The organism is Pseudomonas sp. GW704-F2, from assembly GCF_059423025.1.
On record NZ_JBWKXO010000098.1, the window covers coordinates 1 to 718 of the forward strand.

At 54.0% G+C, this 718-nt stretch carries 1 protein-coding gene; it reads left to right on the plus strand.

What is annotated here, in order from left to right; translation table 11 throughout:
- Positions 1-77: 77 nt before the first annotated feature.
- On the plus strand, positions 78-718 hold a 641-nt coding region (locus AC07W0_RS30915), incomplete at its 3' end, for a transposase (protein ID WP_495029352.1).

Below are 718 nucleotides of genomic sequence, written 5' to 3' on the forward strand. Positions count from 1 at the left end.
CAGGCTGTGTGAAAACCTAGCAATTTGCCGCTCGGTTTAAGAAAATGCCCGTATCGCAAGATACGGGCATTTTTCTTATGCGCTATATCCAAGGTGAAGACCGCTCTCAGGGAACCCTATTTCCAGTCTCGCTGGACGAACTCATTCCCGAGGATCATTTGGTTCGGGTAATCGAAGCCTATATTTCTCTGCTCGACCTTGAGCAGCTGGGTTTTGACAAAGCCGTCCCCAAGGCTACCGGCCGCCCTTCATACCACCCGGCTGATCTGCTCAAACTCTACCTTTACGGCTATTTCCAACAGGTTCGTTCCTCGCGTCGGCTGGAAGCTGAATGTCAACGCAACGTCGAGGTTATGTGGCTGCTGGGTCGCTTGGCACCTGACTTTAAAACCATTGCCGATTTTCGACGGGACAACAGCGCAGCCTTCGTTGCCACGTGCCGTGCATTTGTTAGTTTTTGCCGCGGGGCCGGCCTCATTGGCGGCGACCTGATAGCCATTGATGGCAGCAAGTTCCAGGCAGTGGCCTCGAATCGAAAGCACATCACACCCAAGAAGCTCCAGCGGCGCGAAGCGGTTCTGGACAAGCGTATTGCCCACTACCTGGCGCAACTTGACGAGGCTGATCGCGGTGAGCAAGAGCAAGCGATTGATCGCTCAGCAGTACAGACTGCGCTTGAGACGTTGCGCGTAAAAAAGGCTAATAACCAGACCTGCCA